Raw genomic sequence first — 24417 nt, 5'->3', positions numbered from 1 at the left:
ACTAGGGCCGATCGGGGCTACTCGCCGGTACAATTCGCCGCGGCGGGAGACAGAATTCGTTCACTCCATCTCATCGGCGAGGGCGGCTGCCGGTCGGGTGATGCGCACGGGCTGGGTACGCAGTCCGTGCAGGACCGGGCTGGCGATGCGCTCGGGTCGTCCGGCCGGGGCGAGGCCGGGCAGGCGGCGCATGATCTCCTCGATGGCCGCGGTGGCTTCCATGCGGGCGAGCGCATTGCCGATGCAGTAGTGGATGCCTGCGCCGAAACCCAGGTGGTCCTGGATGTTCGGGCGTTCGAGCCGGAAGTCGTCGGGGTCGGGCCAGTGTTCGGGATCGCGGTTCGCCGAGCCGACCAGCGGCAGCACGTGGGCGCCGGCCGGGATGGTCGTGCCGCCCAGTTCGACGTCCTCGATCGCGACCCGCAACAGCGCCTGCCCCGGCCCGTCGAACCGCAGCGCCTCCGCGACCACAGCGCCGGCGAGCGCCGGATCATCGCGGACCTGCTGGTGCACAGCGGGGCGATCGAAGAGGGCGAGCATCGCGCTGCCGATGAGGTTGGTCGTCGTCTCATGGCCCGCGACGAGCAGCAGAATGCAGAAGTTGACCGTTTCGGCGAGCGTGAGGGCCTCTTCGCCGTCACCGGTGACCAGCAGACTGATCAGGTCGGCGCCCGGATCGCGGCGGCGGGCGCGAATGGTCCGGGCGAAGAACCAGGAGATGGCGATCGCGCTGCGGATCATCGCCGATCTGCTGCCGCCGGTCAGCAGGCCGTCGACGAGTCCGTCGGACCAGCGTTTGAAGTCGTCCTGACGCTGCGGCGGCACGCCGAGCAGCTCGGCGATGATGGTGGCGGGCAGCGGCGAGGCCAGATCGCGGATGAGATCCAGCGGCCGGTCGGCGGCGAGCATGTCGTCGACCAGCGCGGCGGTGACCTCGCGGATACGCGGCTCCCACGCCGCGATCCGGCGCGGGGTGAACGCGCGACTCACCTTGCGCCGCAACATCGTATGGTCCGGGGGATCGCTGGTGAGCAGTACCCGCATGGCTGGAATCCGCGCGAGCGGTCGCGTCAGCCATCGCGGCGGATCCAGTCGCGGGTTGAACGGATCGGAGCCGATCGCGGAGACCTGCGAGGAGAACCGTTGCGCGTCGCGCACTACGGTGCGCACGTCGTCGTATCGGCTGACGATCCACAGATCCGGGTGCGGCGAATGGTAGATCGTGCCTGTGCGCGGAGGTGGGCGTAGCTGGGATAGGGGTCGGCGATCACCGCCGGGCCGTTGAGATCGAAAGTGTAGGTCATCGTTTCGCCCCCATCCGGCGCCCGACTCGGCGGAATTCCGGTGGTGCCGGCCGAGTAGATGGGGCGCCCTGATGCGCTCAGTGTACTGATCTGACTGGCATTTTCGTGCAATCGGACCGCTGAACACGCGAAATAGGGGGGTCGGTCGATCACTTTGCACGTTTACGCCGGTCGATCGGTCAGTTTCCCGGTCGCGCTGCTGCCCGCGTCGGCGGCGGAAGTCTTCATGTGCGAGACCGAACGCGCCGGGCGATGACGCCCGAGGTCGCCACACCCTGCCCTTCGCTACCGGGGTCGACGACCGTGAGTCGTTCAGGAGTGTTCCCTGGCGGCCACCAGGTCGCTGAAGGCGGTGGCGACCAGGGCGACGCTGGGATCGGCGTCCGCGCTCAGTGACCGCAGAGTCGCGAGAGCGCTGGTGCCGGGCAGCTCGACCAGAGCCTGGACGAGCCGGATCCGGATGTCGGCGTCTTCGTGGGTGGTCAGCGCGTGGTTCAGAGCGCCGAGTATGCGATCGGCGGATTCCGGGTCCTGCGAGAGCGCACCCAGTACCTCGCCCGCGTCGACATCATTGGTGCCCGCGACCACCATGGCCACCAGGGTCGGTTCGGCCGCGCTCACCCCGCGCGCACCGGCGGCGAGGGCGGCGGGCGCGCGGACCGTGGCGGCGGGGTCGTCGAGGGCGGCGGTGAGCAGTGCGGTCGCGGCGTCGCCGGGGATCTCGGCCACTGCCTGCACGGCCCGGCGCCGGATCTCGGCATCGGGCGAGGTCAGCCCCGCCGCGAGGGCGGCCAAGCCGTCGTCGCCGGCGCGCGAGAGCGCCCAGCGCAGGGCGCCGGCCATATTGGGTTCGGTCTCGGCGAGCACCGCCGCGGCCAGCAGGTCGGTCGGCACCGGCTCGTTCGCGGCCGGGTTCAGCACCGCTTGTAGACGGCGTGGCGGGTCGGCCGAGCCGAGCGTGCGCACCAGCTCGACGATGCGCAGCACATCGCGCCAGTCGTCGGGTTCGGCGCCCTCGACCGCGCGCAGCCGCTCCAGTAGTTCGCGCTCGCGGATCAGCCGCTCCTCGGTGCGCCGGATGAGATCGGCCACCAGCGTCTGCGGCGCGAAGGACTCCTCCGCCAGCGCCGCGGCGATCTCGCGCAGCGAAAGACCGAGGGAGCGAAGACTTTCCACGTGAAAGATGCGCCGGATATCCGCATCGGCGTACTGGCGATAACCGGCGACGGTGCGTCCGGTGGGGCGCACCAGCCCGAGCGAGTCGTAGTGGCGCAGCATCCGGGAGCTGACTCCCGAACGCCGCGCCACCTCGCCGATCAGCACGGGGCCCCGTCGAGTGCCGCGACCCGCTTGGCCGCGTCGACATCGAGATCGAACGCGGCGTCCGGGTCACGCAGCAGCTGCTCGGTGGCCTGTGCGTGCGCGCGGACCTCCGGGTCGGTACTGCCGGCCGCCCGGCGCAGCACCGGCACGATCACCTCGCCCAGCGCCGCCAGCGCCCGGCTCAGACTGCGCCGGACCTCCCGATCGCCCCGCGCGAACTGGGTGGCGAGTTCGCCGGCCAGTGCCGCGCGCTCGTCGTCGGGCACGAGCACGACCGCGGCCCGCCACGCGCTGCGCGCCACCTCGTCGTCGGGGTCGCGCAGCAGCGCGGGCGTGATCGCGGGCCAGACGGCCGGGTCGCCGATCTTGGACAGCGTGTGCAGGGCCTGGCTGCGGGCCTGGGTGCGGTCGGAGTCCAGTTCGGTGCGCAGCCGGGGCACGGTCAGCTCGGCGGGGAGCCGGGTCAGTGCCCAGGTCAGCATGTCGCGGACGTAGAAGTCCGGCTCCACGGCGCAGCGGTCGATCAGTGTGTCGAGCAGGGCGGGGTCGGGGCGCGTGCCCGCGGCCAGTGTGGCCTGCAGCCGGGTCGACGCATCGGTTGCGCTCAGCGCGTCGAGCAGTCGCGGGTCCACGGATTTTCCTGACGTCGAGTTCATGGGGAACCACCTCCGGCATCCAGTGAAGACGTTGTCACTGTGTCAAGGTCAAGCACTCGCCACCGCATCGCCATGCCGGGGGTGTGTCGCGGAAATCCGATAGCTAGCAGCGCTAGACAATCTAGCGATCGGACTGCTACCTTTGCTTCAGTTCCTAGCGCTGCTAGATTTCTTGAGAAGGGAAGCCGAAATGCTCGTACTGACCGGACAGATCATCGCCACCGTCGCCGTTCTCGCCAATGCCGTCGTCTATGGCACCGATGTCTGCGGGGCGGTGATCACGCGGTCGGTGTACCGCAAACTCGACGACGCGACCGTGACCCTGAGCGCGGGCTGGGGTCACTACTACGGCGACAAACGAATGCCGATCGTCGGCGCGGGCGGCGTGGTCACCGCGGTCCTCACCCTGCTGATCGCCCTGCTGGCCGGGCAGACCGGCGCGGCCGTCGCGGCGGGAATCGCGGTGGCGGCCCTGCTGACCTGGCTCGCGTTCTATGTCCGCGTCGCCAAGCCGATCAACACCAGGCAGACCGCCGCCGCGCTGAGTGGCGTCATTCCCGCCGATGCCCGTGCGCTGCAAGACAAATGGGACAGCATCCTGAAATACCGCGTCGGCCTGCAGTTCCTCGCCATCGCCGGCCTGTGCGCCACCCTGGTCCTGTTCTGAACCACCCGATCTCGACCCGAGGAGTACCGACATGAGCTTCACCGCCAACGAGCAGCAGTTCCTCGCCGAAGCCGGCATCGGCCGCCTGGCCACCGTGTCACCCGACGGCACCGTCCAGAACAACCCGACCAGCTACCGGGTCAACCCCGACGGCACCATCGACATCGGCGGCATGCGCATGCGCGCCACCCGCAAATACCGCAATGTCGAAGCGGGCAGCCGAGTCTCGTTCGTCATCGACCAGCAGGTCTCCCTCGACCCCTACATAATCCGCGGCCTCGAAATCCGCGGCACAGCCCAAGCCCTCGACAACGAGGAACCCCCGTTCCCACCCCAGGAACGCGCCATCATCCGAATCCACCCCGACCGCATCATCTCCTGGGGCATAGACGGCGGATCCTTCGACTTCACCAGCCGCCGCGCGGAGTAGTCGAGGCGCGAAGCAGTCATTTACTATGCATTTAGTTGGGTTAAAGCCAACTAAATGCATACTCTTCGAGGAGGTGTCTATGGCCGAACATCGCGGTACCGCGCTGCCCGCCGAACTCTGGCGAGTGCCGCTTCGAACCCTCCGGCCGCAGGATCTGGCCGAGATCTACGCCCAGCCGCGACCCGAGATCGCGCGGCTCGTCGATCGAGGCGTGCTGCACCGCGTCGCACACGGCTACTACATCATCGTTCCACCGGACCGCGTCGGCCGAACCTGGCTCCCCGGCCTCGAAGCAGCCGCCGCGGGTATCGCGACCTCGATATTCGGCCCAGATCACGCGATCCTCATGGGAATCAGCGCGGCCCGCGTGCTGGGGGCGGTGCCGCGCGCCCTCGCCACCGTCGTTATCGCGGTTCCTGGCCAGCATCGGCCGATCGCGCTGGCCGATCGCCCGGCGCGAGTTCGATTCGTCCGCCGCGATACCGAAGTGCTCGACGCGGAGCGCGTCGAGACCCCGCTCGGCCCGGTGCTGGTCACGACGCCGGAACAGACCGTTCTCGATCTCGCCCGGCGCCCCCAACTGGGTAACGCCGAATCGGAGGTTCGGCAGGCCATCGAAACGCTCTACCGCCGCAGCGATCCGGCGAGACTCGCGCAGCTCGCCGCGGACCAGCGACTCCGCGCGGCACTTCGACGTGCGGAAGGCTGGGTGGAATGAACATCGACGAACGGGACAGTGTCGCAGCTCAATTCGGCGTGTCCCCGGAACAGGTCGACCGAGACCACCTGATCTCCCACCTGCTGGCGGTGCTCAGTAGCGACTTCGGAGACCGTCTGCTTTTCATCGGTGGAACTGCGCTCGCCCGTACACACCTGGCGACCGGCAGGCTCAGCGAAGACATCGACCTGGTGGCTGTGGGCAACCGAACGATACTGTCGGCCGAACTCGACGCTGCCTTGCCGAGGTCGGTCGCTCGAAACTACGGTCGGCTCGAATGGACGCCGTCGTTGAGCAGCGTCCCGGCTACGGGCACTGCCCGTCTGCACTCGGCATCCGGTGTGTCGGTCAAGATTCAATTGCTGTCGGCAAGTGGCAGCCGATGTGGCCGACCGAACTCAGGAATCTAGAGCAGCGGTACAGCGACGTATTGCCAGCGGTACTTCGCGTGCCCACATTGCCGGCATTCGTCGCCGGCAAGACCGCGACATGGCACGACCGTCGCGCGCCACGCGATCTGTGGGATCTGTGGGCACTGAACGGCATCGGTGCGATCGATCGCCCTGCGGCTGAGTTGTACCGGAGGTATGGCCCGACCAATCGCCTCCCCAGCCCACAATTGTTCGATCGTGCACCGGACGAGGGCGACTGGACAACCCAATTGGCTGGACAGACCCGGCTGTCGATCAGCGCCGAGATTGCGCTCGCCGTGGTTCGGGACGCCTGGGCGCGCTGGGCAGAGTGACTGTCAACCATCAGTCTGACCTGCGAATATCTTGGTGCCCTCGGCAGGATTCGAACCTGCGACACCCGCTTTAGGAGAGCGGTGCTCTATCCCCTGAGCTACGAAGGCGGGGGTCCGGGGTGGACGAGTAGGGAGTCTACCGGGTGGGGGTGTGGTGGTCACAACCTCGGGGCGACACGGAATGTGAAATGGGTGTGGGGGTAGGGGTGGGGGAGTTGGTGATCTAGCGTTCGGTTTGTTTCCGCCCGGTCGGGCGACGGTGCGCATGCGGAGTGTTCTTCTCGCGAGGAGTACGGAGTCATGGCTGTTTGTCGGGGAATTCTGGTGGTTGTCGCGGTGTGCCTGCTCGGTGGGTGCGCGGTCGACGGCGGGTGGGTCGATCCGGATGCGGGGCTGTCGCCGCAGGCCGATCCGGCGGCGGTGGCGCGCACCTCGGAGATCGAGGCGGCGGGGCCGGGGACGCAGGCGGTGATGGTCGCGTTCTATCAGTCGGTGTGCGCCTTGCAGACCCGCTACCGGGCCGAGTTGCAGGCGGCCGAAGGTGGGGCCGGGCAGCTCACTGCGGTGCAGTATCGGGACGCGGCTGTGGCGATGCTGTCCGCGCGCGCCACCGCCGCCGAGACCGCGCGGCGCAGCGCGGCCGAACTGCCCATCCCGGACCTGTTCCCCGATGAATGGCGTTCCGCGCAGGCCGAATTGACGCTCCTGTTCGACGGCCTGGACCTGGCGGACCGCTCCCGCGCGACCGAGATGGCCGCCGTCGACCCCGCCGACGCGGACCACCTGAAGACCACCGCCCGCAACCTCATCGCCGCCTCGGCCCAGCAGATCGAGAACGAGAACCCGCGCATCCGCGTGGTCGCCGACCGCCTGCCCGCCCCGAAGCAAGTCCGCAGGCAGGCCGCGGAACTGGACGAGTGCCGCACCCCGAGCTGACCCACCATGGCTGTATGGCATAAACATTCTTCTTGACAGTTACTGTCAGATGGGTTGATACTTTCGATAGGCGGTGGTGGATGGTCACCGCGGGATCGGGAGGTTTGGATGTCTCTGCGGGAACGGCAGCGGCGGCAGGTGCGTGCCGATATTCAGCGGGCGGCGTTCGCGCTGTTCGCCGAGTCGGGGTTCGAGGACGTGACCACCGAGCAGATCGCGGCGGCGGCGGGGGTTTCGGCGAGTACGTACTTCCGGCATGTGCGCAGCAAGGAGGATCTGCTGCTGGATCCGGTGCGGGAAGGGGGGACCGGGATCGCGGCGCTGCTGGAGGAGCGGCCGGCGAGCGAGCCGGTCGACATCGCGCTGGCGCGGGCGATTCTCACCCGGTCGACCACGCTCGGGAGCGAGGAGCTCGAGCAGTGGCGGGCCGCGTTCGCGACCGCGCCGCATCTGCTCGACCGGGTGGCCCTGATCGCGCCCGATCATCGGGTGCGGCTGGTGGAGCTGGCCGCGCGGCGGATGGGTGTGGATCCGGCGACCGACAGCAATCCGGGGCTGCTGGTGCATTTGATGCTCGCGGCGGCCGAATTCGGTTATCTGCAGTGGCTGCGCAGTGCGCACAATCCGGCGGCTTCGCTGCCGGTGTGTGTGGAGGCGGCGACCGTGGCTGTCCTGGCCGACCGGTGGAGGACGGTATGAACAGCGTGATTCCCGAGGCAGTCGATGTTGTGGTGGTCGGTTCGGGGGCGGCCGGGATGACCGCCGCGATCACCGCCGCACGGCACGGGCTGTCGGCAGTGGTGGTGGAGAAGGCGAGCCGGTGGGGTGGGTCGACCGCGCGGTCCGGTGGCGGGGTGTGGATACCCGGCAACGCGGTGCTGCGGGAGCAGGCGCCCGCTGACGATCTCGAGGCCGCGCGCGCCTACCTCGCCGACATCATCGGCGCGGACGTCGACCCGGAACTGATCGACGCCTACCTCGACCGAGGGCCCGAGGCATTCGAGTTCCTCCGGGCCAACACGCCCCTCGAAATGCGCTGGGTCCCCGGCTACAGCGACTACTACCCGGAGGCTCCCGGCGGCCGGGCGCATGGCCGATCAGTCGAACCGAAGCCCTACGACGCGCGGGCACTCGGTGCCGAATTAGCAACGCTGGAACCTGATTACGGCAAGGCGCCGCGCAATTTCGTGCTGACCCAGGCGGACTTCCGGCAGATCCATCTGGGTCTGCGTAATCCTCGAGCGCCGTTCCGGGTGCTCGGGATCGCGGGCCGCTGGCTCGGCGGCAGGCTGCGCGGCAAGCATCTGCTCGCGCGGGGGCAGGCGTTGAGCGCCATGCTGCGCCACGGACTGCGGGACGCGGGGGTGCCGTTGTTGCTGGACACCGCACTGACCGAACTGTCGGTCACCGGTGATCGGGTCACTGGCGTCGTCGTCTCGCGGGACGGAGTGGAGCGGGTGATCGCCGCCGAGCGCGGCGTGATCCTGGCCTGCGGCGGGTTCGAACACAACGCGGCCATGCGCAAGGAGTATCAGCGCGAACCCATCGGCACCGACTGGACCGTCGGTGCGAGCGCCAATACCGGCGACGGCATCCGGGCAGGCCAGAATATCGGCGCGGCAACCACATTCATGGGCGACGCCTGGTGGGGTCCGTCGATCCCACTGCCCCGGACGCCGTGGTTCTGTCTGGCCGAACGTAATCTGCCCGGCAGCCTCATCGTCAACGATCGTGGCCACCGGTTCATGAACGAATCGCTGCCCTATGTCGAAGCCACCCACCGCATGTACGGCGGCGAACACGGACAGGGCGAGGGCCCCGGCGAGAACCTGCCCGCCTGGCTGATCTTCGACCAGCGCTACCGCAACCGCTATCTCTTCGCCGGCCTGCCGCCACGCCAGCCACTGCCCAAGCGCTGGTTCGATGCCGGAATCCTCACTCGCGCAAACACTGTCGAAGAATTGGCGACCAAGATCGGCGTCCCCGCCGGCCAACTGGCCGCCACCACCGCCCGCTTCAACACCTTCGCCCACACCGGCGTCGACGCGGACTTCGGACGTGGCACCAGCGCCTACGACCGCTACTACGGCGACCCCCGCAACCGCCCGAACCCCAACCTCGGCGCCCTCGACACCGCCCCCTTCTACGCCGCCCGGCTAGTCCCCGGCGACCTCGGCACCAAGGGCGGCCTGGTCACCGACACCCACGGCCGCGTCCGCCGCACAGACGGCACCCCCATCCCCGGCCTCTACGCCGCAGGCAACACCAGCGCCCCGGTCATGGGCCACACCTACGCCGGCCCCGGCGCCACCATCGGCCCAGCCATCGTCTTCGGCTACCTGGCCGCCCTCCACGCCGCCCAGGTGTGAGGCCTCCCGAATCACGGGGGTCGAGTGGGTGATTCATCACCGCTGCCGGTGCGGGGCACGTCGTGGAGACCGCCGGGGCCGGAGTCGTATCCACTGGCTCGATGTCTGGGCCGAGAGCGGGCTCAGGGTGTGTTCAGGCGAAGCCGCCGTCGAAGCCGGGGTCGCCGCCCCAGGTGGGGTCTTCGAAGCCGCTGGGGTCGTCGAAACCGTCTGGGTCGAAACCGGGGTCGGGTGGGTCGAGGGGGGTTTCGCCGGAGCCGTTTTCGAAGGCTTGGGTGTCGTAGGCGACGCCTGGCATGCCGGCGAAGAGGGAGGTGAACAGCAGGGCTGAGCCTGCGCCCCAGGCGCCGGCTACGAGGGCGGGTTTCCACCAGGGTTCGGAGTACCAGCCGGCGGGGACGGGGCGGCCTGCTACGCGGCCGCCGGGATAGTAGTTGGGGGTGCCGGGGGAGGCGGCGGGGGAGGCGGCGATGCGGTGGCCGTTGTGGTCGATGACGCGGGGCTGGTCGACGCGGCCCGCGACGTCCTGGCCGGGGAGCGCGGGGATGGGTGGGCCGGGGTCCATGCCCATGGCCGTGCGGGCGGCGGCGATGTAATAGAGGCCTTCGACGGCGGATTGTTCGGCCAGGCCGGCCTGGGTGGGGGAGGTGGCGCGGTCGAGCTGGGCGCCCGCGGCGTTGTAGCGCTCGGCGGCGTCGGCCAGGGCCTGGCGCGAGGACTCGTTGCGGGGTGTCAGCTGGTAGACCTGCCCGCCGAGCCGCTCGATGACCACCCTGGCCCCGGCCTGCGCCTCCTCGAGTTCCCTGGCATTGCGCCGGTTCTGCTCGGCGCGCAGGTACAGCAGCAGACCCACGCAGACGATCACGATCACGACCAGCCACCACAGCATCGCGCACCTCTTTCCGTCGAGGTCTCGAGATGCCGTCCAGTTTACTGGTCGGTTGCCAGATCGCGCTGACCGGCCGTAACAGGCGCGTTGCCGGTTAGCTATCCGGCGAGGTGGCGGGCGATCACCAGGCGCTGGATCTGGTTGGTCCCCTCGAAGATCTGCATCACCTTCGCCTCGCGCATGTAGCGCTCGACCGGGAAGTCCTGGGTGTAGCCGTAGCCGCCGAAGACCTGGACCGCGTCGGTGGTCACCTTCATCGCGGCATCGGTGGCGACCAGCTTGGCGACGCTGGCCTGGCGCGAATAGGGCAGTCCGGCGTCGCGGCGGCGGGCGGCGTCGAGGTAGGTGGCGCGGGCGGTGTCGACGGCGGCGGCCATGTCGGCGAGCACGAAACCCAGGCCCTGATGGTCGATGATCTTGCGGCCGAACGCTTCCCGTTCCTTGGCGTAGGCGACGGCCTCGTCGAGAGCGCGCTGGGCGACGCCGGTGGCGACGGCCGCGATGCCGAGGCGGCCCGCGTCGAGCGCGCTGAACGCGATCGAAAGGCCTTGTCCCTCTGCGCCGATGCGGCGTTCGGCGGGCAGGAAGGCGGCGTCGTAGGCGGCGGTGGTGGTGGGGATGCCGCGCAGGCCCATCTTCTCCTCGGGCTTGCCGAAGCTCAGGCCCTCGGTGCCCGCGGGGACCAGGAAGCAGGAGATGCCGCGCGAGCCTTCGCCGGTGCGGGCGAACAGTGTGTAGAAGTCGGCGCGACCGCCATTGGTGATCCACGCCTTGGTGCCGTTGATCCGGTAGCCGCCGTCGACGGGGGTCGCGCGGCAGCGCAGGGCGGCGGCATCGGAACCGGCGTGCGCCTCGGAAAGGCTGTAGGCGCCGATGGTTTCGCCGGAGAGCATGCCCGCCAGCCACTGCTGTTTCTGCTCGTCGGTGCCGTAGGTGAACAGCGGATGGCACGACAGGCCGTGCACGCTGACCGCGACGGCCACCGCGGCCCAGCGACTCGCCAGTTCCTCGAGTACCTGCAGGTACACCTCGTAGGGCTGCGCGCCGCCGCCGAACTCCTCGGGATACGGCAGGCTCAGCAGTCCGGCCGCGCCGAGCGCGGGGAACACGCCATCGGGGAAGACGCCGGTCTTCTCGCTCTCGGCGACCCGTGGCTCGAGCACCTTGCCGGCGATGTCGCGGGTCAGTTCGATCAGCTCGCGCGCCTCGTCGGTGGGCAGCATCCGGTCAACAGCCATGCCCATCACAGTACGTCCAGCACTGAATTGCGTGCAAGGCAGCACGGAATTTCCACCCTCTATAATGGGTCGATGCCCGCGCTACCGCCGAACAAGCATCAGGAGAAGAGCCTGCGTACGCGCACGCTGCTGCTCGATGCCGCGATCGAGAGCCTGGCCGAGGCCGGCTACGCGGGCGCCTCGATCGCCGACATCACCGCGCGCGCCGGGGTGACCCGTGGCGCGCAGCTGCATCAGTTCCACACGCGTGGTGAGCTTTTCGCGCAGACGATCGGTCATCTCACCGAGCGGCAGCGAGAAGCAATGCAGCGCAAGGCGAAAGCGCTCCCGGCCGACACCTCAGCCGGCGCGGTGCTGGTGCAGCTGGTCACCGCCACCTTCGCGGGCGCGCTCGGGCGGGCCGCGGTCGAGCTGTATGTCGGCATCGCCAACGACCCACCGCTGCGGCGCGAAATGTTGCGCGTACAGCACGATCTCACCGTCGAGACGCTCGACCGGTGCGCGGCGCACATCGATGCCGGGATCTCGCGCGATCGGCTGGAGAGCGCCTTCTGGCTGACCATCAACCTGGTCCGTGGCGCGACGCTCGACGAGATGGTCGGCCGGGACCGGGCGCGCCGCAAACAGGTGCTGGCCGACTGGACCGCGCTCGTCGAGCTCGCGCTGCGCTGATCGGCGCGGGCCTATTATCTGCGTATGAACGCAGATGGCCGTCCGCCGCTGGCCGAGGACCAGGTGGGTCTGGTGGTCGAGGTGTTCCGGATGCTGGCCGACCCGACCCGGGTGCAGATCCTGTGGGCGCTGGCCGAGGCCGAACTGTCGGTGAACGAGCTCGCCAGCCGGGTCGGTAAACCGGGGCCGTCGGTCTCCCAGCATCTGGCGAAGCTGCGGATGGCCCGGCTCGTGCGGACCCGCCGCGAGGGCACCACGATCTTCTACAGCCTCGACAACGATCATGTCCGACGCCTGGTGGTCGACGCCGTGTACAACGCCGAACACGCGGGGCCGGGCGTGCCCGCGCACCATCGCGGGCCGGACGCGCAACCACCGCACGACCCACCGTCGAGTTTCCGGTGACCCTACAGACCTGCAGGAATGTCACCGGAGGAAACAAACTCCCGATTCGTACTTTTCGGTAGCATCCGGTGTGACGTGGCTCATGCCGCGGCAGGGAACGAAGGAGCATCAATGCTGAGCACCATGCAGAACGACCAGCTCTCGCTGGCCACACTGCTGAAATACGCTGCCACCTTCCAGGGCGACTCGGTCGTGTCGACCTGGACCGGCGACGGCGTGCGCACCATGACCTATCGCGAGCTGGGCGCCGATTCGGCGCGCCTGGCCAACGCGTTGCGTGGGCTCGGCATCGGCGAGGGCGATCGCGTCGGCACCTTCATGTGGAACAACAACGAGCACATGACCGCCTACATCGCGGTGCCCGCGATGGGTGCGGTGCTGCACGCGCTCAACATCCGCCTGTTCCCCGAGCAGCTGGTGTTCGTCGCCAACCACGCCGAGGACCAGGTCGTGCTGGTCGACGGCACGCTGCTCCCGCTGTTCGGCCAGTACCTGCCGAACCTGAAGACGGTCGAGCACGTGATCGTCGTCAACGGTGACGCCGCCGCGCTGACCGCGCCCGAGGGCGTGCGGGTGCACTCCTACCGCGAGCTGCTCGACGCCCAGTCCGCCGAATTCGACTTCCCGGTCATCGACGAGCGCTCGGCCGCGGCCATGTGTTACACCTCCGGCACCACCGGTGACCCCAAGGGCGTCGTCTACTCGCACCGCTCCAACTGGCTGCACGCCATGCAGGTCAACTCGCCCAACGGCATGGGTTTCCAGGGCTCGGACTACGTGCTGGCCATCGTGCCGCTGTTCCATGCCAACGCCTGGGGCCTGCCGTACGCGGCGCTCATGTCGGGCGCCAATATCCTGATGCCGGACCGTTTCCTGCAGCCCGCGCCGCTGCTGGAGATGATGGCCGCCGAGAAGCCGACCTTCGCCGCCGCCGTGCCGACCATCTGGGGTGGCGTGCTGGCCGCGCTGGCCGCCCAGCCGCAGGACATCTCGCACCTGCGCACCGCCGTCGTCGGTGGTTCCGCGGTGCCGCCGTCGATGATGCGCGCGTTCGAGGAGAAGCACGGCGTGCGCATCCTGCACGCCTGGGGCATGACCGAGACCTCGCCGCTGGGCAGTGTCGCGCACGCGCCGGCCGGTGCCGAGGGCGAGGAGGCGTGGGCCTACCGCTACACCCAGGGCCGGTTCCCGGCCAATGTCGAGGCGCGGCTGGTCGGTGACGATGGCAAGATAGTGCCCAACGACGGGGAGTCGCTCGGCGAGCTGGAGGTGCGCGGCGCCTGGATCACCGGCTCCTACTACTCGCCCACCGGCGCGCAGATCGACCCGGACAAGTTCGACGACGGCTGGCTGCGCACCGGAGATGTCGGCAAGATCAGCCCCAACGGCTACCTCACCCTGGTGGACCGCTCCAAGGACGTCATCAAGTCCGGTGGCGAGTGGATCTCCTCGGTGGACCTGGAGAACGCGGTGATGGGCCATCCGGCCGTCGCCGAGGCCGCGGTGATCGGTGTGCCGGACGAGAAGTGGGACGAGCGTCCGCTGGTCGCCATCGTGCTGGCCGACGGTTCGGCCGCCGAGGCCGCCGAACTGCGCGACTTCCTGGCCGACAAGTTCGCCAAGTGGCAGCTGCCGGAGCGCTGGACTTTCATCGCCGAGGTGCCCAAGACCAGCGTCGGCAAGTTCGACAAGAAGCGGCTGCGGGCGCAGTACGCGGAGGGCGAGCTGGACGTGGTCACGCTCAGCTGAGTACGGACAGCACAGCGGGCGTGGAATCGATTCCACGCCCGCTGTGTCGTGTCAACAGTTGCGTAGCTCCGGGCTCTGGTTGAGGAGCTGGGCTCGGGGGCTGATGTAGCGGGTGTAGGTCTCCCCGCCGACCGAGGACAGCGGGAAGGCCGCGACCCGGTGGCAGTTCTGGAAGGCCAGTTTCACGCCGAAGTGGCGTTCGAGGCCGCCGCGGATGGCGTCGGAGGCCAGGGCGCGCAGCAGCTGGCCGCGGGCCACCTCGTCCGGCGGCGGCACCACGTTGTCGGCGAATTCCGCGTCGCCTGCTCGCAGCTCGCCGGCGACCCGGCTCACCACTTCCCAGGCGTACGGCAGTGATGTGCGGACGCATTCGACGAATTCCGCGTCGTCGATATCGCCCTGTTCGGCGCGTTCGAGCAAGGCGGCGGGTACATCGAGGGACATGGCGCTCTCCTCCTGCTTGGGGCGGGGTGTGCCTGTCCGAGTCTAAACGATATTCGTTGTCAATAACCCTGGATTCATTCCGAAAGTGCTTTCCGGAGTGCGGTTTTCGTGTCCGCGGCCAGGTCGCTGACCAGTTCGCTTGCCGATTGCTCGCTGCTGAGCGAATGTGCTTGCCCCGCCCACAGATTCACCTCGTCGGGGTTGCCCGCAGCCCGGCCCGCGGCGCGCAACGGTGCGGTGGCGTAATGGATTTCGGGGTAGGCGGCGGGCGCGTCAGCGGAGTGCTCGAGCAGGAAACGGTTGCGGATTCCGCGCGCGCGGCGTCCGGTGAACGCGCGGGTGAGCATCGTCGGCTCGGTGGAACCGATCGCGGCCCGGTGCACGGCGTTGGTGCCCGCTTCGGCGCAGCGCAGCAGGGCGGTGCCGAGCTGGGCGGCCCGCGCGCCCGCGGCGAGCACGCCGGCCACCCCGGCGCCGGTGGCGATTCCGCCGGCGGCGATCAGTGGTCGGTCGGTGACGGCGGTGAGCAGTTGCAGGAGGGTGAGCAGGCCGAGTGGGTCGACCGGATCGTCGGCGGGGTCGTCGAGGAAGGTCGCCCGGTGCCCGCCCGCCTCGGCGCCCTGGGCGATCAGGGCGTCGGCGCCCGCGTCGACGGCGATGCGTGCCTCGGCGGGCGAGGTCACGGTCACCCAGACCTCGGTGCCGACGGCGTGCAGCCGGTCGACCTCCACCGAGGTGGGGCAGCCGAAAGTCGTGGAGACCACCGCGACCGGGTCGGCCGCCAGGAGGTCCAGCTTCTCGGCCCAGGCGTCGGTGTCGTGGTTCGGGGTGCCGAGCGGGAAGCTCGCGCCGAGTTCGGCGAGGTAGTTCGCGTAGGTGGCGGGCTCGGCGGCCGGGCCGGGGGCGAAGAGGTTGATGCCGAAGGGGGCGGCGGTGGCGGCCCTGGTCGCCGCGAGCTGGGCGGCCACCGCGTCGACGGTCAGATAGCCCGCGGCCAGCTGGCCGAATCCGCCCGCCGCCGCGACGGCGGCCACCAGTTCGGGAGTGGAGGGTCCGCCCGCCATGGGCGCGGCGACGATGGGGACACGCAAGCTCTCGAGAACCATGGGTTCGAGTCTGCTCGACGGGGTCGGATGTTCAGGCCCCATGACGGCGTATGTGACCGTTCGACATGGCTTCGTCACGTGTTCGACACGTCATCTACCTGCGTTTTCGGGGGAGAAGGTTGCGGAATGGTCACGGCCGAGTAGAGTTCCCGTCACAACGGATGCCGAACCGTTACAGACAGTTCGGCACCGGGGAACACTTCGGTGGCTCCCGGACCGGCCTCGCGCCGGTGACGTTTTCCTTGTAGTCGGAACGCTAGGACGAAACGTTGTCGCAGCACCGTGTGGGCCCCGAATCCATCTCCGTCAGCACCCTGCTGGGTGACGGAGCGGCCGGGCGGCCCAGCAGGCACCGCGCCGAGCCGTCGCGTACCGACCGGGTGCGCGTCGCCGCCAGCGCGGCCGTCGCCACCGGCGCACTGGTCGGCATCGCCGCCCAGGTCGCCCCGGCCATCGCCTACGCGGCCCCGCTGCTGCCGACGGCCAACGACGACGTCGCCGATTCCGTGGTGCCGGAGTCGGTCCGCCAGGAAGTGAACCTGGTCGCCGCGCAGGAAGTCGCCGCGCACACCGAGGTCCCCGTGCAGCAGGCCGACGCCGTCGCCGCCCCGATCGCCGCCGCCCCCGTGGCCGCGCCGTTCGGCATCGGCAACCTGCCGCCCGAGATCGCAGGCCCGCTGAGCCAGGTCGAGGACATCATCCAGGGCATCCAGCACCAGGTCGCGCCGCAGCAGAGCGTGCGCCCGGTCGCCGGCCCGATCAGCTCCGGTTTCGGCTCCCGCTGGGGCGCCATGCACTACGGCATCGACTTCGCCGACTCGATCGGCGCCCCCATCCACTCGGTGTCCAGCGGCACCGTCGTCGAGGCGGGCCCGGCCTCCGGCTTCGGCCTGTGGGTCCGGGTGCTGCAGGACGACGGCACCACCGCGGTCTACGGCCACGTGAACGAGATGCTGGTGACCGAGGGTCAGCGGGTCAACGCAGGCGATGTCATCGCGACCGTCGGCAACCGCGGCCAGTCCACCGGCCCGCACCTGCACCTGGAGATCTGGGACCAGGGCGGCGCCAAGATGGACCCGATGCCCTACCTCGCCTCCAAGGGCGTGCCGCTGGAGTGGGGTCCCTCCGCGCACTGAGTTGAGCGTTGACCACGCGGAATCCTCCGCGTGCGCAGGTGACGGGTGGTTGGCTATGACCCCCGTCACTTTGCTGTTGAACCGGCAACAACGCCCGGGGTCGAGCCGATACTCCTCTGGGCCCCGCGTTCTGGGGGCACCAGCGCGACCGTCGAGGCGATGTGGCCGGTCGATATGATGGCTCGATGTGCACGGTGCGGGTTGCCGTGTGTCCAGGCTCGATGAGAGGTGAATGAACTCGAATGGAAACTGCCCGCCGTTCTGCCCGCGGTAGCCGCCGTCGCCGGTCGAGCAGTCCGACATTCGGGCAGTTGCTGACGGCAGCCGTCGAATCGGCCGCCGAGGCCGTCGCCCTTCGGTTCAACCCTACCGGCGACCCCGCCGACCAGCGTGAACTCACCTATCGCGAGCTCGACGAGCAGTCCTCCCAGCTGGCCCGCGAACTGATCGGGCGCGGCGTCGGCCCCGGCGACATCGTCGCGGTGGCGATCACCCGCTCGGTCGAATCGGTGCTCAGCGTGTGGGCGGTGGCCAAGACCGGCGCCGCCTACGTGCCGATCGACCCGTCCTACCCGGCCGATCGCATCACCCACATCGTCACCGACTCGCGGACCGTGCTCGGCGTGACCACCACCGCCCATCGTGGCGGCCTGGGTGACACCACCACCTGGCTCGAGCTCGATGATCCCGCCGTGGCCGCGGCCGTCGCGGCCCAGCCCGCGCACGCCATCTCCTACAGCGACCGGGTACGCACCCTCGACGAGCGGCATCCGGCCTACCTCATCTACACCTCGGGATCCACCGGCCTGCCCAAGGGCGTCGCGGTGACCCAGGCCGGTCTGGCGACCATGGCCGCGGTGGGCAGGCAGTACCGGATCGACGCGGGCGCGCGGGTGACCCATCTGAGCTCGCCCAGCTTCGACTTCTCGCTGATGGAGATGCTGTTCACCTTCACCGCGGGCGCCACCCTGGTCGTGGTCCCACCGACGGTGTTCGGTGGCGACGAGCTGGCCGATCTGGTGCGCCGCGAACAGGTTTCGCATCTGCTGATCACTCCGGGCGCGCTCGAGTCGGTGGACACCGGCACGGTCGAGAGCGTGCGGGTGATCGTCACCGGTGGCGACAAGCTGGGCCCGGAACTGGTGGAACGCTGGGCGGCACAGGGCCGTTCGGTGTTCAACGCCTACGGTCCGACCGAGGCCACTGTCATGGTGACCACCGGCGAGATGGTCGCGGGCGAGGCGGTGACGCTGGGTTCGGTGATTCCGGGGGTGGCCGCGTTCGTGCTGGACGCGCGGTTGCGGCCGGTGCCCGCCGGGGTGGTCGGTGAGCTGTATCTGGCCGGTCCCGCGCTGGCGCAGGGCTACCTGCACCGCGCCGAGCTGACCGCGGAGCGCTTCGTCGCCAACCCCTTCGGTGCCGACGCGGGCGCGCCGGGCGGTCGTCTCTACCGCACCGGTGATCTGGTGCGCCGCAACACCTCCGGTGATTTCGAATACCTGGGCCGCTCCGATTTCCAGGTCAAGATCCGTGGCCTGCGCATCGAACTCGGCGAGATCGACAACGCGCTCACCACCCATCCCGACGTGGACTTCGCGGCCACCCTCGGACGAACCCTGGCCAGTGGCACGACCTCGCTGGTGGCCTATGTGCTGCCCCGCGCGGGCGCCACGGTGACCCCGGCCGAGCTGACCCAGCACCTGACGGGCCTGCTGCCCGCGTACATGGTGCCCGCCGCGATCATGCTGCTCGACGAGATCCCGCTGACGCCGGTGGGCAAGCTGGATCGAAAAGCCTTGCCGGAGCCGACTTTCACGGCGCGGGCCTACCGGGCGCCGAGTACGCCGGTCGAGGAGATCGTGGCGCGGGTCTTCGCGGATCTGCTGGTGGCAGAGGGCGGCGAGGAGGTCGGCGCCGACGACGACTTCTTCGAGCTCGGCGGCAACTCGCTGCTGGCCGCGCAGGCGGTGGCCCGGATCGGCACCGCGCTCGACACCCGGGTGCCCGTGCAGCTGGTGTTCGAGGCCTCGTCGGTGGCGGCGCTGGCCGCTCGCGTCGAATCGCATGTCGGGGTGGGCACCGGCAATCCGCTTACTGCCCAGCCGCGTCCGGAGCAGATCCCGCTGTCGTACGCGCAGCAGCGGATGTGGTTCCTCAACCGGTTCGATCCGGCCAGTGGCGCCAACAACATTCCGCTGCCGGTGCGGCTCACCGGCAGCCTCGACGTGGCCGCCATGCGCGCCGCGGTGACCGACCTGATCACCCGCCACGAAGTGCTGCGCACCATCTACCCCGAGGTGGACGGGGATGCCGTGCAGCTGGTGCTGCCGGTGCGCGACCCGCGTGCGATCCCGCTGGTCGAGGTGGTCGAGACGACCGCCGCGCAGCTGCCGCAGCTGATCGCCGAACAGGCGAGCGCCGGTTTCGATGTGGCGCTCGCGCCGCCGGTGCGGGTGCGGCTGTTCCGCCTCGGCGCCGAGGAACACGTGCTGCTGTGCGTGGTCCACCACATCGCCGCCGACGGCTTCTCGATGGGCCCGCTGACCCGCGACCTGATCTCGGCCTACTCCGACCGGCTGCGCGGTCTCGCGCCGCGCTGGCGCGAACTGGCGGTGCAGTACGCCGATTTCACGCTGTGGCAGCGGGCGACGCTGGGCGCCGAATCCGATCCGGATTCACTGCTGGCCCAGCAGATCTCGTTCTGGCGTGACGAATTGGCCGGGCTGCCCGAGCAATTGGACCTGCCTGCCGACCGGCCGCGCCCGGCCGCCATGACCAACCGGGGCGCGAGCTACGACTTCCGCATCCCCGCCGAGGTGCACGCCGCGCTGGATCGCCTGTCCCGCGAACACAATTCGACGCTGTTCATGGTGGTCCACACCGCGCTGGCGGTCCTGCTGGCCCGGCTGTCGGGCACCACCGACATCGCCGTCGGCACCCCGGTCGCCGGTCGTGGCGAGGCGGTGCTCGACGATGTGATCGGCATGTTCGTCAACACCCTGGTCCTGCGCACCGAGGTCGACCCGGCTCGCAGCTTCGACGAACTGCTCGGCACCGTCCGCGCCACCGACGTCGCGGCCTTCGGCCATGCCGACGTGCCGTTCGAGCGGCTGGTCGAGCTGCTCGATCCGGCCAGGTCGATGGCCAGGCACCCGCTGTTCCAGGTGATGCTCACCTTCCAGAACCTCGCAGGCACCGAACTGCGGCTGCCCGGACTCACCGTCGGCGGTGTGGATCTGGCCGTGCCGTTCGCCAAGTTCGACCTGGAACTGACCATGGTCCCGCTGGAGACCGACGGCGTCGCCGACGGCGTCTCGGCGGCGTTCACCTATGCCACCGACCTGTTCGACGAGGCCACCGTCGCCGGTTTCGCCGATCGCCTGGTGCGGCTGCTCGGCCAGGTCGTCGCCGATCCGGCCCGCCCGGTCGGCGCCATCGACCTGCTCGAGCCCGTCGAGCGCGAGCGAATCCTGGTGCGCTGGAACGACACCGGCCACGAGCTGGTGCCCGCGCTGCTGCTCGACGGTTATCGCGCGGCCGTGGCCGCGCACCCCGACGAGATCGCGCTGGCCTACGAGGGCACCGAGCTCACCTACCGCGAGTTCGACGAGCGGGTCAACCGGCTGGCCCGGTTGCTGGTGCGGCGCGGGGTCGGCGCGGAGTCGCTGGTCGGGCTGGCCGTGCGGCGCTCGCTGGATCTGGTGATCGGCATGTACGCGATCGTCACCGCCGGTGGCGCCTACGTGCCGCTGGACCCGGATCATCCGGCCGAGCGCATCGCCCACATCCTCGACACCGCGCAGCCGGTGTGCGTGCTCACCACCACCGCCGACGCGGTCGAGGTGGCCGCGAGCACGCCGGTGATCACGATGGATACCGTTGCGCTGGAAGACTTCCCGGGCACGCCGCTGACGGCAGCCGAGCTGTTGCGCCCGGTGCTGCCGCAGCATCCGGCCTATGTCATCTTCACCTCGGGTTCGACCGGCCGCCCCAAGGGTGTCGCGGTCTCGCACGCGGCGATCGACAACCAGACCGCCTGGATGCTCGCGGAATACCCGCTGGGTCCCGGCGATGTCTACCTGCAGAAGACCGCGACCACCTTCGACGTGTCGCTGTGGGGCTACTTCATGCCGCTGCGCACCGGCGCGAAACTGGTGGTGGCCACCCACGACGGCCACCGCGACCCGGCCTACATCGCCGAAACCATTGCCGCCCAACGTGTCACGGTGACCGACTTCGTGCCGTCGATGCTCACCGTGTTCGCCGCGCACACCACCGCGGGCAGCATTCCCACCCTGCGCGATGTGTTCGCCATCGGTGAGGCGCTGCCGCCGGAGACGGTCGAGGCGCTGCGGACGGTGTCGGGCGCGCAGGTGCACAACCTGTACGGACCCACCGAAGCCGCTGTGTCGGTGACCTATTGGCCCGCGGGCGAGACCGACCGGGGTTCGGTGCCGATCGGTGTGCCGCAGTGGAACACTCGCGTCTACGTGCTGGACGGGCAGTTGCGCCCGGTGCCGGCCGGGGTGGTCGGCGAGCTGTATCTCGCCGGTGACCAGCTCGCGCGCGGATACGTCGCACGGCCGGATCTGACCTCGGATCGGTTCGTGGCCAACCCCTTCGAGCCCGGCGCGCGGATGTACCGCACCGGCGACCTCGTCGTCTGGCGCACCCCGACCGCCGACACCCACGTGCTGGAATACCTGGGCCGCACCGACTTCCAGGTGAAGTTCCGTGGCCAGCGCATCGAGCTCGGCGAGATCGAGACCGCGCTGCTGGCCCAGCCCGCGGTGAGCCAGGCCGTGGCGATCGTCGCCGATTCGGCCACCGGCGAACAGCTCGTCGCCTATGTGGTGCCCAAGCCGGGCGCGGAGATCGAGCAGGCGCCGCTGCTGGCCGCCATCGGGGAATCGTTGCCCGCGTACATGATTCCGGCCGCGCTCGTCGCCCTGGACGCGTTCCCGCTGAACCCGAGCGGCAAACTCGACCGCAAGGCCCTGCCCGCGCCGACCTTCACCGCCGGCGAGTTCCGCGCGCCCGCCACACCCGCCGAGGAGATCGTGGCCGGGGTGTTCGCCGAGCTGCTCGGAATGGGTCGCGTCGGCGCCGACGACGACTACTTCGCCCTCGGCGGCAACTCGCTCATGGCGACTCGCGCGATCGCCCGCATCAACGAGGCCCTCACCGCCGAGCTCACCATCCGCGATCTGTTCGAAGCGCCCACGGTGACGGCACTGGCCGCCCGGATCGGCGCGACCGGCACCGCACGACCCGCGCTCACGGCAGCCGTACGCCCGCAACGGATTCCGCTGTCGCTGGCCCAGCAGCGCATGTGGGTACTCAACCAGCTCGACCCGGCCTCGGGCTCCTACAACATCCCCTTCGCCATCCAGCTGACCGGCGACCTCGACATCGCCGCACTCGACGCCGCGGTCCGCGATGTGCTCGACCGACACGAGTCGCTGCGCACCCGTTTCCCTGTGGCGGGTGCCGTGGTGCCGAAGGACCTTGCCGCCGTGGGCGACTCGACGGTGGCTGACGGGTCGCCGATTCAGGAGATCGTGTCGGTGGCGGAGGTGCTGCCGGAGGGGCTCGTCGTGGAGACCACCGGCGATGTGCTGGGCCGGGCGGCCGAACTGGCCGCCGCCGGTTTCGACGTCACCCGCGAGGTTCCCGTGCGGGCGCGGTTGCTGACCGGTGGCGCGGACGCGCGGTGGCTGCTGGTGTTCGTCGTGCACCACATCTCCGCCGACGGCGCCTCGCTGGCCCCGCTCGCGCGTGACCTCATGACCGCCTATGTGTCGCGCAGCGGTGGGCAGGCGCCGGCCTGGACGCCGTTGGCCGTGCAGTACGCCGATTTCGCCCTGTGGCAGCGCGAGGTGGTCGGCGCGGACGACGAGCCGGGCTCGGTCGCCACCGCGCAACTCGACTACTGGCGCGAGCAGCTGGCCGGCGTGCCGCCACTGCTCGAGCTGCCGCAGGACCGGCCGCGCCCGGCGGTGCCGACGCTGCGGGGCGCCACCACCGAGCTGCGGTTGTCCGCCGAGGTGCATCAGCGGCTCAACGGTATTGCGCGCGAACACAAGTCGTCGCTTTTCATGGTCGTGCACGGGGCGCTGGCGGTGCTGCTGGCGCGGCTGTCGGGCACCTCCGATATCGCCATCGGCACCGCGGTCGCCGGACGGGGTGAACGGTCGCTCGACGAGCTGGTCGGCATGTTCGTCAACACGCTCACCCTGCGCACCGCGCTCGACCCGGCCGGGTCCTTCGACGAGGCCGTCGATCTGGCCCGCGAGACCGATCTGGGCGCGTTCGCCCATGCTGACCTGCCGTTCGAGCGGGTCGTCGAGGTCGTCGCGCCGGGCAAGGGCAGCGCGCACAATCCGCTGTTCCAGGTGGCGCTGACCTTCAGCAACAACGAGGCCGCCGCGCTCGAACTGCCCGGGCTGACCGTCGACGCGCTGGCGACGGCGGTCGCGGCCAAGTTCGATCTGCAGGTCGACGTGGAGCCCCGCTTCACCGAGACGGGCGAGCCGGGCGAACTGGTGACCCTGTTCAACTACGCCACCGACCTGTTCGACGAGGCGACCGTGCGGACCCTCGGCGAGCGCTTCGCCCGCATCCTGACCGCGGTGGCCGCCGACCCGCAGCTGTGCATCGGCGACATCGACATCCTCGACGAACAGGAACGCGCCCGGCTGCTCGGCGGTGCCGAACAGGCCGTCGTGTCGAGCGCGCCGACCGGCGGCACCACCCTCGCGCAGTCCTTCGCCGCGGCCGCCGAGGACGATCCGGACGGTCCCGCGCTGGTGTGGGGCGAGGAGTCGCTGAGTTACGAACAGCTCGACGCGCGCTCTTCCCGGCTGGCTCGCCTGCTGATCGCCCGCGGTTTCGGGCCGGGCACCGGCGTGGCCGTCGACCTCGCGCGCGGGGTGGACTGGGCGGTGTCGGTGTGGGCCGTGCTCAAGGCCGGCGCGGCCGTGGTGCCGGTCGGCGTCCACGTCGACGGCGAGCCGTGCGCCAAGATCGGGCTGACCCTCGGCGCGCCGCCGGTGAGCGAGATCGACTGGGTCGTGCTCGACGACGCGGCCGTGCGCACCGAGCTGTCCACGCAGTCCGCGCGGCCGGTCACCTACGCCGACCGCACCAGGGCACTGCGCGGCGGCGACCCGGCCTTCGTCGGCCCGGACGGGGTGCGCAGCTACGACGAGCTGGCCACCGCCGGTGCGCGGGTGCGCGCCGAGACCGACCTGACCTTCGAATCCCGCACCTTCGGCCACGGCCCGGCCGACAGTTTCGCCGCGCTGGTGGAGCCGGTCGCCGCCGGTGTCGCCGGTGCGTCGATGGTGCTGGTGACGCAGGTGTCCGCGCAGGCGCTCGCTGAGGAATGGGTGAGCCATCTGTTCGGTGATCAGGCCGGTCTCGAAGCTCTCGGCACCGCGGGCCTCGATGACCTGCGGGCAGTCATCGCCGATGACACGGCCCCGGGCGATCCCGGACCCGCCGAGGTGGTGCTGGTACTCGGGGGCTCGCGCGCGCCCGTCGCGTGAGCCCGGCCGCCGGTCAGCTGCGTGATGACGCGAAGGGCGGGCGAGGCAACAAGTTTCGGTGATGGTGAGGTGGAACGGCT

The 24417-nt window shown here is 69.9% G+C and carries 20 protein-coding genes and 1 tRNA gene; 13 read left to right on the top strand and 8 right to left on the bottom strand.

Annotated features, from left to right (window positions below):
* Positions 1-60 precede the first annotated feature (60 nt).
* The 3 genes from ACFXK0_RS05770 to ACFXK0_RS05760 form a co-directional block, all read right to left on the bottom strand.
* Entirely contained in the window at positions 61-1170 is a 1110-nt protein-coding gene (locus ACFXK0_RS05770) for a cytochrome P450 (protein WP_379408648.1), read from the bottom strand.
* 446 nt (positions 1171-1616) lie between these two features.
* Entirely contained in the window at positions 1617-2627 is a 1011-nt protein-coding gene (locus ACFXK0_RS05765; protein WP_379408647.1) for a MerR family transcriptional regulator, read from the bottom strand.
* On the bottom strand, positions 2621-3283 hold the full coding sequence (locus tag ACFXK0_RS05760; RefSeq protein WP_379408646.1) for a HEAT repeat domain-containing protein: 663 nt from the start codon (positions 3281-3283) through the stop codon (positions 2621-2623). Before ACFXK0_RS05760 ends, ACFXK0_RS05765 begins: the two co-directional genes overlap by 7 nt.
* A 190-nt stretch (positions 3284-3473) precedes the next feature.
* Here ACFXK0_RS05760 and ACFXK0_RS05755 point away from each other — a divergent pair, with 190 nt between their 5' ends.
* The 5 genes from ACFXK0_RS05755 (at position 3474) to ACFXK0_RS05735 (ending at position 5843) form a co-directional block, all read left to right on the top strand.
* Complete coding sequence (locus ACFXK0_RS05755; RefSeq protein WP_379408645.1) at positions 3474-3950, top strand: DUF1772 domain-containing protein; 477 nt, start codon at positions 3474-3476, stop codon at positions 3948-3950.
* Positions 3951-3981: 31 nt separating this feature from the next.
* On the top strand, positions 3982-4380 hold the full coding sequence (locus ACFXK0_RS05750; protein ID WP_379408644.1) for a PPOX class F420-dependent oxidoreductase: 399 nt from the start codon (positions 3982-3984) through the stop codon (positions 4378-4380).
* Between the two features lie 79 nt (positions 4381-4459).
* Positions 4460-5098, top strand: coding sequence for a type IV toxin-antitoxin system AbiEi family antitoxin (locus ACFXK0_RS05745; protein WP_379408643.1), 639 nt, complete (start codon positions 4460-4462; stop codon positions 5096-5098).
* Entirely contained in the window at positions 5095-5508 is a 414-nt protein-coding gene (locus ACFXK0_RS05740) for a nucleotidyl transferase AbiEii/AbiGii toxin family protein (RefSeq protein ID WP_379408642.1), read from the top strand. Before ACFXK0_RS05745 ends, ACFXK0_RS05740 begins: the two co-directional genes overlap by 4 nt.
* Positions 5481-5843 (top strand): nucleotidyl transferase AbiEii/AbiGii toxin family protein, encoded by a 363-nt coding sequence (locus ACFXK0_RS05735; protein ID WP_379408641.1) that lies wholly within the window; start codon positions 5481-5483, stop codon positions 5841-5843. Before ACFXK0_RS05740 ends, ACFXK0_RS05735 begins: the two co-directional genes overlap by 28 nt.
* A gap of 32 nt (positions 5844-5875) precedes the next feature.
* Here the strand turns inward: ACFXK0_RS05735 and ACFXK0_RS05730 are convergent.
* A tRNA-Arg gene (locus tag ACFXK0_RS05730) sits at positions 5876-5951 on the bottom strand.
* Between the two features lie 192 nt (positions 5952-6143).
* Here ACFXK0_RS05730 and ACFXK0_RS05725 point away from each other — a divergent pair.
* From ACFXK0_RS05725 to kstD, 3 genes are all read left to right on the top strand, one after another.
* Entirely contained in the window at positions 6144-6779 is a 636-nt protein-coding gene (locus ACFXK0_RS05725) for a hypothetical protein (protein ID WP_379408640.1), read from the top strand.
* Between the two features lie 108 nt (positions 6780-6887).
* Positions 6888-7478: a TetR/AcrR family transcriptional regulator gene (locus ACFXK0_RS05720; RefSeq protein ID WP_379408639.1), complete on the top strand. Its 591-nt coding sequence runs from the start codon at positions 6888-6890 to the stop codon at positions 7476-7478.
* Positions 7475-9148 carry a 3-oxosteroid 1-dehydrogenase gene (kstD, locus tag ACFXK0_RS05715; protein ID WP_379408638.1) on the top strand — a complete coding sequence of 558 codons (1674 nt, stop codon included), beginning with the start codon at positions 7475-7477 and terminating at the stop codon, positions 9146-9148. Before ACFXK0_RS05720 ends, kstD begins: the two co-directional genes overlap by 4 nt.
* Positions 9149-9281: 133 nt before the next feature.
* Here the strand turns inward: kstD and ACFXK0_RS05710 are convergent, their stop codons facing one another.
* Together ACFXK0_RS05710 and ACFXK0_RS05705 are read right to left on the bottom strand one after the other, a co-directional pair.
* A complete protein-coding gene (locus ACFXK0_RS05710; protein ID WP_379408636.1) occupies positions 9282-10037 on the bottom strand; it encodes a DUF1542 domain-containing protein in 756 nt (251 codons plus the stop codon).
* Between the two features lie 98 nt (positions 10038-10135).
* Positions 10136-11275 carry an acyl-CoA dehydrogenase family protein gene (locus ACFXK0_RS05705; RefSeq protein WP_379408635.1) on the bottom strand — a complete coding sequence of 380 codons (1140 nt, stop codon included), beginning with the start codon at positions 11273-11275 and terminating at the stop codon, positions 10136-10138.
* A 72-nt stretch (positions 11276-11347) separates the two neighbouring features.
* Here ACFXK0_RS05705 and ACFXK0_RS05700 point away from each other — a divergent pair, with 72 nt between their 5' ends.
* The 3 genes from ACFXK0_RS05700 to ACFXK0_RS05690 all read left to right on the top strand — a co-directional run bounded on the left by ACFXK0_RS05700 (position 11348) and on the right by ACFXK0_RS05690 (position 14101).
* Complete coding sequence (locus ACFXK0_RS05700) at positions 11348-11947, top strand: TetR/AcrR family transcriptional regulator (RefSeq protein WP_379408634.1); 600 nt, start codon at positions 11348-11350, stop codon at positions 11945-11947.
* A gap of 24 nt (positions 11948-11971) precedes the next feature.
* On the top strand, positions 11972-12352 hold the full coding sequence (locus ACFXK0_RS05695) for an ArsR/SmtB family transcription factor (RefSeq protein ID WP_379408633.1): 381 nt from the start codon (positions 11972-11974) through the stop codon (positions 12350-12352).
* Positions 12353-12463: 111 nt separating this feature from the next.
* A complete protein-coding gene (locus tag ACFXK0_RS05690; protein WP_379408632.1) occupies positions 12464-14101 on the top strand; it encodes a long-chain fatty acid--CoA ligase in 1638 nt (545 codons plus the stop codon).
* Positions 14102-14152: 51 nt separating this feature from the next.
* On the opposite strand, the gene ACFXK0_RS05685 is transcribed toward ACFXK0_RS05690, so the two are convergent.
* Both ACFXK0_RS05685 and ACFXK0_RS05680 read right to left on the bottom strand, forming a co-directional pair.
* Entirely contained in the window at positions 14153-14545 is a 393-nt protein-coding gene (locus ACFXK0_RS05685; RefSeq protein WP_379408631.1) for an SCO5389 family protein, read from the bottom strand.
* A 74-nt stretch (positions 14546-14619) separates the two neighbouring features.
* A complete protein-coding gene (locus ACFXK0_RS05680) occupies positions 14620-15651 on the bottom strand; it encodes a nitronate monooxygenase (protein WP_379408630.1) in 1032 nt (343 codons plus the stop codon).
* A gap of 269 nt (positions 15652-15920) precedes the next feature.
* Here ACFXK0_RS05680 and ACFXK0_RS05675 point away from each other — a divergent pair, with 269 nt between their 5' ends.
* Together ACFXK0_RS05675 and ACFXK0_RS05670 are read left to right on the top strand one after the other, a co-directional pair.
* Positions 15921-16787, top strand: a complete 867-nt coding sequence (locus ACFXK0_RS05675) for a M23 family metallopeptidase (protein WP_379408629.1) — start codon at positions 15921-15923, stop codon at positions 16785-16787.
* 242 nt (positions 16788-17029) lie between these two features.
* Positions 17030-24337: an amino acid adenylation domain-containing protein gene (locus tag ACFXK0_RS05670; RefSeq protein WP_379408627.1), complete on the top strand. Its 7308-nt coding sequence runs from the start codon at positions 17030-17032 to the stop codon at positions 24335-24337.
* Positions 24338-24417 lie beyond the last annotated feature (80 nt).

Source organism: Nocardia sp. NPDC059177, assembly GCF_042755165.1.
GTDB lineage: Bacteria > Actinomycetota > Actinomycetes > Mycobacteriales > Mycobacteriaceae > Nocardia.
This window is presented reverse-complemented; position numbering and strand designations above follow the sequence as displayed.